This is a genomic window from Pseudoxanthomonas sp. LjRoot204_2 (assembly GCF_056175765.1).
Genome location: NZ_JBGFFG010000280.1, coordinates 1 through 6977, shown reverse-complemented (window position 1 = coordinate 6977; position 6977 = coordinate 1). Strand labels below are relative to the sequence as shown.

At 68.3% G+C, this 6977-nt stretch carries 7 protein-coding genes; 2 read left to right on the top strand and 5 right to left on the bottom strand.

Annotated elements, in window-relative coordinates:
* Together AC04L7_RS12950 and AC04L7_RS12945 are read left to right on the top strand one after the other, a co-directional pair.
* Positions 1–343 (top strand): MerR family DNA-binding protein (locus AC04L7_RS12950; protein ID WP_475513149.1); only part of this gene is annotated, 343 nt, incomplete at its 5' end.
* Positions 340–3054 (top strand): heavy metal translocating P-type ATPase, encoded by a 2715-nt coding sequence (locus tag AC04L7_RS12945; RefSeq protein ID WP_475513148.1) that lies wholly within the window; start codon positions 340–342, stop codon positions 3052–3054. The genes AC04L7_RS12950 and AC04L7_RS12945, both read left to right, overlap by 4 nt.
* On the opposite strand, the gene AC04L7_RS12940 is transcribed toward AC04L7_RS12945, so the two are convergent.
* From AC04L7_RS12940 to AC04L7_RS12920, 5 genes are all read right to left on the bottom strand, one after another.
* A complete protein-coding gene (locus tag AC04L7_RS12940) occupies positions 3035–4276 on the bottom strand; it encodes a beta-ketoacyl-ACP synthase (RefSeq protein WP_435998718.1) in 1242 nt (413 codons plus the stop codon). The two genes, AC04L7_RS12945 and AC04L7_RS12940, sit on opposite strands and share 20 nt — an antisense overlap.
* Positions 4273–5007 carry a 3-oxoacyl-ACP reductase FabG gene (gene fabG, locus AC04L7_RS12935; RefSeq protein WP_296282256.1) on the bottom strand — a complete coding sequence of 245 codons (735 nt, stop codon included), beginning with the start codon at positions 5005–5007 and terminating at the stop codon, positions 4273–4275. The genes AC04L7_RS12940 and fabG overlap by 4 nt, the downstream gene beginning before the upstream one ends.
* Positions 5004–5459 carry a hotdog family protein gene (locus tag AC04L7_RS12930; RefSeq protein WP_299347017.1) on the bottom strand — a complete coding sequence of 152 codons (456 nt, stop codon included), beginning with the start codon at positions 5457–5459 and terminating at the stop codon, positions 5004–5006. The genes fabG and AC04L7_RS12930 overlap by 4 nt, the downstream gene beginning before the upstream one ends.
* Positions 5459–6649, bottom strand: coding sequence for a beta-ketoacyl-ACP synthase (locus tag AC04L7_RS12925; RefSeq protein ID WP_435998721.1), 1191 nt, complete (start codon positions 6647–6649; stop codon positions 5459–5461). The genes AC04L7_RS12930 and AC04L7_RS12925 overlap by 1 nt, the downstream gene beginning before the upstream one ends.
* A partial coding sequence (locus AC04L7_RS12920; RefSeq protein WP_475513147.1) for a DUF3261 domain-containing protein occupies positions 6646–6977 on the bottom strand: 332 nt, incomplete at its 5' end. The genes AC04L7_RS12920 and AC04L7_RS12925, both read right to left, overlap by 4 nt.

Genomic DNA, 6977 nt, shown 5'->3' with positions numbered 1-6977 from the left:
CTACTACGAGAGGCAGCACTTGCTGCCGCCCCCGACCCGCACCGCCAGCGGTTACCGGCATTACGAAGCCGACGACGTGCTGCGGCTCACCTTCATCCGTCGCGCGAAGACGCTGGGCTTCACGCTCGAAGAGATCCGCGACCTGCTCGCACTCAGTCGTGTCGACGACGGCGACATGGCCGCGATCCGCGCGGCGGCGGCCAGCAAACTCATCGATGTCGAGCAGCGCATCGCCGAGCTGACGCGCGTACGCGATGGCCTGCAGACGCTGGTGCGTGCCTGCCCGGGGCACGGCGCGCTGGACCAGTGCCCGATCCTGTCGGCGCTCGGGGGCGAGGCATGAACCCTTCGCCGCACCACCACGACGCACATCACGCGCCCGCAACCAAGCCTGCCTGCTGTGCAGGCCACCACGCTCATGCGAAGGACGCGTCGGGCACCGTCGATCCGGTCTGCGGCATGCAGGTCGATCCGGCAACCACGCCGCATCAGGCGGAGCACGCGGGCAACGCTTACCACTTCTGTTCCGCCGGTTGCCGTGCGAAGTTCCTCGCCGACCCAATGCGCTATCTCAACCCCGTGGGTCCCGCACCTGCCGCAGTCGCACCACCGGGCACGCAGTACACCTGCCCCATGCATCCGGAGATCGTTCGCGACATCCCCGGCACCTGTCCGCTGTGCGGCATGGCGCTGGAACCGATGCTGCCTTCGCTGGACGACGGAGAGAACCCCGAGCTGACCGATTTCCGCCAACGCTTCTGGTGGACGCTGCCCTTCAGCGCAGCGACCCTGCTGCTCGCGATGGGAGGCATGTACCTCTCCGTGATCCCACCCTCCGTGCGCACATGGCTGGAGTTCGCTTTCAGCACCCCGGTCGTGCTCTGGGCCGCGTGGCCGTTCTTCCAGCGCTGGGCACAGTCGATCCGGCACCGCAGTCCGAACATGTGGACGCTGATTGGCACCGGCGTGGCTGCGGCTTACGGATATAGCGTCGTCGCCGTGTTTGCACCACAAGTGTTTCCGCCCTCGTTCCGCGAGCATGGCCATGTCGGCGTCTACTTCGAAGCCGCGGCGGTGATCGTGTCGCTCACCTTGCTGGGCCAGCTGCTGGAGTTGAAGGCACGTTCGCAAACCTCGGCCGCCATCCGGGCGTTGCTGGGCCTGGCGCCGAAAACCGCGCGGCGACTGCGCGACGACGGCACCGACGAGGACATCGAGCTGACCCATATCCACGTGGGCGATCGCCTGCGTGTACGCCCCGGCGAAAAAGTCCCTGTCGATGGCGTAGTGACCGACGGGCGCAGCCACATCGACGAATCCATGCTCACCGGCGAACCCATGCCGGTGGAACGTAGCCCGGGCGACCGGGTGATCGGCGCCACCCTCAATGGCGCGGGCAGCCTGGTGATCCGCGCGGAGAAGATCGGCAGCGACAGCGTACTGGCGCAGATCGTGCAGCTGGTCGCCCAGGCGCAGCGCAGTCGTGCGCCGCTGCAGAAGCTGGCCGACCGCGTATCGTTCTGGTTCGTGCTGGCGGTGCTCGGCGCGGCGCTCGCGACCCTGATGGGCTGGGGATTCTTCGGCCCGGAACCGTCGTGGACGCATGGCGTGCTCAATGCCGTCTCCGTCCTGATCATCGCGTGCCCCTGCGCGCTGGGCCTGGCGACGCCGATGTCGGTCATGGTCGCCAGCGGCCGCGCGGCGCAGGCCGGCGTGCTGTTCCGCGATGCGGMMGCGATCGAGAMSTTSCGCAAGGTCGACRCGCTSATCGTSGACAAGACCGGYACGCTGACGGAGGGACGGCCCGCGTTCAAGGCGGTGGACGCGCGGGCCCCGTTCGACGAGGAGACGGTCCTGCGCTTGGCCGCCAGCCTGGATGCGGGCAGTGAGCATCCGCTCGCACAGGCGGTCGTGCAGGAAGCAAGAAAGCGCGGCCTGGTGCTTTCCCCTGCGCAGGACTTCGAATCCAGCAGCGGTATCGGCGTGCGCGGGGTCGTCGAGGGGCATCGCCTCGCCTTCGGCAATGCGGGGTTGATGCAGGAGGAAGGCGTGCCGATCCAGCCATTGCAGGCCGATGCCGAGGGCATGCGCGAGCAAGGGGGCAGCGTGATGTTCCTGTCGGTAGATGGCGCGCCCGCCGGCAGCATTGCTGTCGCGGACCCCATCAAGGACAGCACGCCGGAAGCCTTGCGGGCACTGCGCGAACGTGGGCTGCGCATCGTCATGGCCACCGGCGACAGCGAACGAACGGCACGTGCCGTTGCGGCCAGACTGGGCATCGACGAGGTCCATGGGGATGTGCGCCCCGCCGACAAGGCAGCGTTGGTGGCACGCCTCAAACAGGAAGGCAGACACGTCGCGATGGCCGGCGACGGCATCAACGATGCGCCAGCCCTCGCCGCCGCCGATGTCGGCATCGCGATGGGAACCGGCACCGACGTGGCCATGTCGAGCGCCCAGGTCACGCTGGTGAAGGGCGACCTGCGTGGGATCGGCCGCGCGCGGCCGCCCSGGGGCGGCCGCCGCGGAGCTCGAGGTCGCTTACTTGACCTTGGCGTAGGTCGCCTTGAACGCGACGCCGCTCATGATGCCGCCCGCATGGCACTCATAGTTCGTGGCGCTGCGGAACTCGTTCTTCTTGAAATAGCTGACGATGTCGATGACCGCGTTGGCGCCACGGTCCTTCGCACCCTCCTGCAGGGCCTTCAGCGCAGACAATGCGACCCAACGACAGGATTCGGCATCGGACTTGCCCACGCCATTGGTCTTCCTGTTGGTCACGTCCTCACCGAAGCGCGATACCACGGTCGGGGTCTTCTGGCCCGCGAGATAGAAACGCACGCTGCCGTCGATGCCGGCGGCCTTGGCTTCGGGCGAGTCCACCAGCTCCTGCAAGGGCAGTTCGAGGCGGGTGTCGGCCGCGCTCGCGTGCGGGGCCAGTACGGCGAGCGTCAGCAGGCTTGTGGTCAGAAGTCGTTTCATGGTGCTACTCCTTTCAGGGATACGAACGGCGATGAAGGGGGTGTGTCGGGCTTCAGCCCTTCCAGCGTTTGAAGATCAGCGACGTGTTGATGCCGCCGAACGCGAAGTTGTTGTTCATCACGTAATCGGTCTGCAGTTCGCGGCCCTCGCCCGTGATGTAGTCCAGCGCGGCGCAGCGCGGGTCGCGTTCCTCCAGGTTGAGCGTGGGGGCGAACCAGCCCTCCCGCATCATCTGGAGCGTGATCCACGATTCGTACGCGCCGCAGGCGCCCAGCGTGTGGCCGACATAGCTCTTCAGCGAACTGATGGGCATGCGGTTGCCGAACACGGCTGCCGTGGCCGCGGTTTCCGCGATGTCGCCGTGGTCGGTGGCGGTGCCGTGCGCATTGACATAGCCGATCGCTTCCGGCGACAGGCCTGCGTCTTCCAGCGCCAGGCGCATCGCCTGCGCCATCGTGTCCGCACTGGGCTGGGTGACGTGCTGGCCATCGCTGTTGGTGCCGTAGCCGACGATCTCCGCCAGGATCTCGGCGCCACGCGCCTGCGCATGCGTCAGGTCCTCCAGCACGAGGGTGCACGCGCCCTCGCCCAGGACCAGGCCATCGCGGTTGGCATCGAAGGGACGCGGCGTCAGCTCGGGCTGGTGGTTGCGCACGCTGGTGGCGAACAGCGTGTCGAACACCGCCGCGGCGGTCGCATCCAGCTGCTCGGCACCGCCGGCGATCATCGCGACCTGCTTGCCGCTGCGGACCGCCTCGTAAGCGCACCCGACGCCCTGACTGCCGGATGTACATGCGCTGGACGTGGTGTACACGCGCCCGGTGAGACCGAAGAACACGCCGATGTTCACCGGCGCGGTATGGCTCATCATCTTCAGGTACGTGGTCGCGTTGATGCCTTCGGTGGTGTACTCGTTGAGCATGCGGCCGAAGTCGCCAACGGCCTCGTGGCTGCCGGCGGACGAGCCATACGACACGCCCATCCGGCCGCTCTTCAGCACGGGATCACCCAGCAGTCCGGCCTGCTCGAGGGCGAGTTCGGTGGCGCGCACGGACATCAGCGCGACCCGCCCCATGCTGCGCGTGGTCTTGCGGTTGTAATGCGCGGGCAGGTCGAAGGCTTCGGCTGGCGCGGCCAACCGGGTGTTCAGGCCCTCGTACTTCGCCCAGTCATCCATGTGGCGCACGGCGTTGCGGCATTCGCGCAGGCGAAGGTGCACGCTGGGCCAGTCGTGTCCCAGGGGACTGATGGTGCCCGCGCCAGTGACCACCACGCGTCGATCATTCCGACTCATCCGACCAGTCCTCCGTTGACCGAAATCACCTGCCGGGTGACGTACGACGCCTCTGGCGACATCAGGAACGCCACGACGGCCGCCACTTCCCCGGGCGTGCCGACACGCTTCATCGGGATCATCTTCAGCGCCTCGTCGACCACCTCGCCACTGACCATCTCCGTGTCGATCAGGCCCGGGGCGACGCAGTTCACGGTGATCGCGCGACTGGCCAGTTCCAGCGCCAGCGCCTTGGTGGCGCCGATGATGCCGGCCTTCGCCGCGCTGTAGTTCACCTGTCCCCGGTTGCCCACCAGGCCGGACACCGACGAGAGCGTGACGATGCGGCCCGGCTTGCGCCGCCGCACCATCGGCATGACCAGCGGGTTGAGCACGTTGTAGAACCCGTCGAGGTTCGTCCGCAGCACCGCGTCCCAGTCATCGGCGCTCATCGCCGGGAACGCGGTGTCGCGGGCGATGCCGGCGTTGCAGACCACGCCGTGGTACGCCCCGTGCGCGGTGACGTCGGCCTCCAGTGCCTGCGCGGCCGCGGTGCGGTCGGCCACATCGAAGGCCAGGACGCGCGACGCACGTCCCAGCGCACGAACCTGGCCGGCGACGCCCTCCGCTTCTTCCACACGGCTGCGGCAATGCACGACGATATCGAAACCGTCCTGCGCAAGCCGCAACGCGATGGCCTTGCCGATCCCCCGGCTCCCCCCGGTGACCAGGATCGTGTTGTCTGCACTCATTCCTGCGTACTCTCCAGATAAGCCATCGCGTCCGGTGGTTCGAACACCGACACGTTGGCGGTCGCCAGTTCCTCGCCGTCCCCCAGGATGCGGCAGCGGAACATGCCCAGCCCATTGTCGCCCAGCAACTCGCGGGTCGCCTCCACCTGCAGCACGCTGCCGGCGCGGAACCACGAGGTCCGGCTCTCGTAACGGCGCGTGCCCAGCAGGAACCCGATCGACGGTTCACGCCCCGAGGCCCGCGCGTGGCAGCCGGCCCAGGCGGCGATGGTCTGGGCCATGTATTCGATGCCCACCCAGGCGGGCACGCCCTCCGCATGGCTGAACGGCCCCTCGTCGGGCACCCGCAGTTCGACCACCACGGTGTCCTCGTCCCAGTCCACCAATCGATCGACCATGCGCATCGTGCCGCGATGCGGCACCACGCGCGCGATGTCGTACAGCTCGCGCATCATCCTGCTCCGAATACCAGTACGGCGTTGCTGCCACCGAACGCGAACGACTGGCTCAGCACATGGCGCAGCGGCCCGTTGGCGGTGGCGCCGGGTGCCACGAACGCCAGCGGCGGAAGGTCGCCGTCGACGACGCCATCCCACCAGTGCGGTGGCAGCCGATGGCGGGGATTGTCGGTCATCGCCAGCCAGCACAGGCCGGCTTCGATCGCGCCCGCGGCACCGAGCGTATGCCCGGTCAACGGCTTGGTGGAACTCGCCGGTACCTCGCCGCCGAGCGCCGCCGTCACTGCTCGGCTTTCCATCGCGTCGTTCTGCGGCGTGGCGGTTCCGTGCAGGTTGACGTAATCGATCTGCGACGGCGACAGCTGCGCGCGCGCCAGCGCCTGGCCGATGGCGGTGACGGCACCGATGCCCTGCGGCTCGGGCGCCGAGATGTGGTGTGCGTCGGCGGTCTCGCCCCACCCCGCTAGGCGGACGGGGCCTTCCGCACGCGTCATCAGGAACAGTGCCGCCCCTTCGCCGATGTTGATCCCATGGCGGTTCGCCGAGAATGGGTTGCAGCGCTCGGCCGACACGGACTCCAGCGCCATGAAGCCGCGCACGGTGAACTCGCACAGGGAATCCGACCCCCCTGTGATCACCGCATCGACCAGTCCGCTGCGCAGCAGGCGGGCCGCCGATGCCATGGCCTTCGCGCTGGAAGAGCATGCCGTGGAAATCGTCCAGGCGGGACCGCGGGCGCCCGATTCGGCGGCGAGGAAGCGCGACGGCGCGCCGATCTCCTGCTGCACGTAATGGAAGCCGTCGGGCCATTGCCGGTGATGCTGCCAGTGCGTCATCGCCCGTTCGGCCTCGCCGATGCCGGAGGTACTGGTGCCGACCACGATGGCGACCCGCGCGGGGCCGTGCCGGTCGATGGCCCGCTGCACGGCGTCCTCGATCTGGAGGTAGGCCGCACGCAGCAAGGCATTGTTGCGGCCGTGCAACGGGAGCGGATGATGCGCGAGCGACGGCAGGCCGCCCTCGACCGTCCCCAGTGCGAGGCATCGCCCGGGCATGAACGTGTCGTCGAGCATCACGCCACCCGGCGCGTCATCGCGGAACAGCGCCTCGCGCACGGCCTCCGTCCCGTCGCCGAGCGCACAGACGATGCCGAGCTCGTTCAGGAAGATCGCACCGCCCCTCATGGATCCAGCGCTCCGCCGGCCACGGATTCGATCGTCAGTTCGTAGTCGTCGACGCCATTGCGTACGCGCAGCGTCGTGGCATCGACCTGCTCGCGCTGCAACCAGACCTGTCCGTTCCTGCGCAACTCACGGAACGCCCCTTGCTCGACCACCGTCCAGTCCGCTGGAAGTACGGCCCGGATCGCATCCGCCGGCCACAGGCTGAACTGCACATCGTCGAGCACCCGCTCGCCGCGCACGGCAGCGGGCAGCCACGCCGCGCGTTGCTCTACGAGCGCCGTGCCATCCCACTGCAGCCGCACGCCGGTCCGGCCCATGGCCTGTACCG

Coding starts and splice junctions, on each gene's coding strand:
- AC04L7_RS12940 (WP_435998718.1), bottom strand. CDS start 4,276: ATGAGTCGGAATGATCGACGCGTGGTGGTCACTGGCGCGGGCACCATC.
- fabG (WP_296282256.1), bottom strand. CDS start 5,007: ATGAGTGCAGACAACACGATCCTGGTCACCGGGGGGAGCCGGGGGATC.
- AC04L7_RS12930 (WP_299347017.1), bottom strand. CDS start 5,459: ATGCGCGAGCTGTACGACATCGCGCGCGTGGTGCCGCATCGCGGCACG.
- AC04L7_RS12925 (WP_435998721.1), bottom strand. CDS start 6,649: ATGAGGGGCGGTGCGATCTTCCTGAACGAGCTCGGCATCGTCTGTGCG.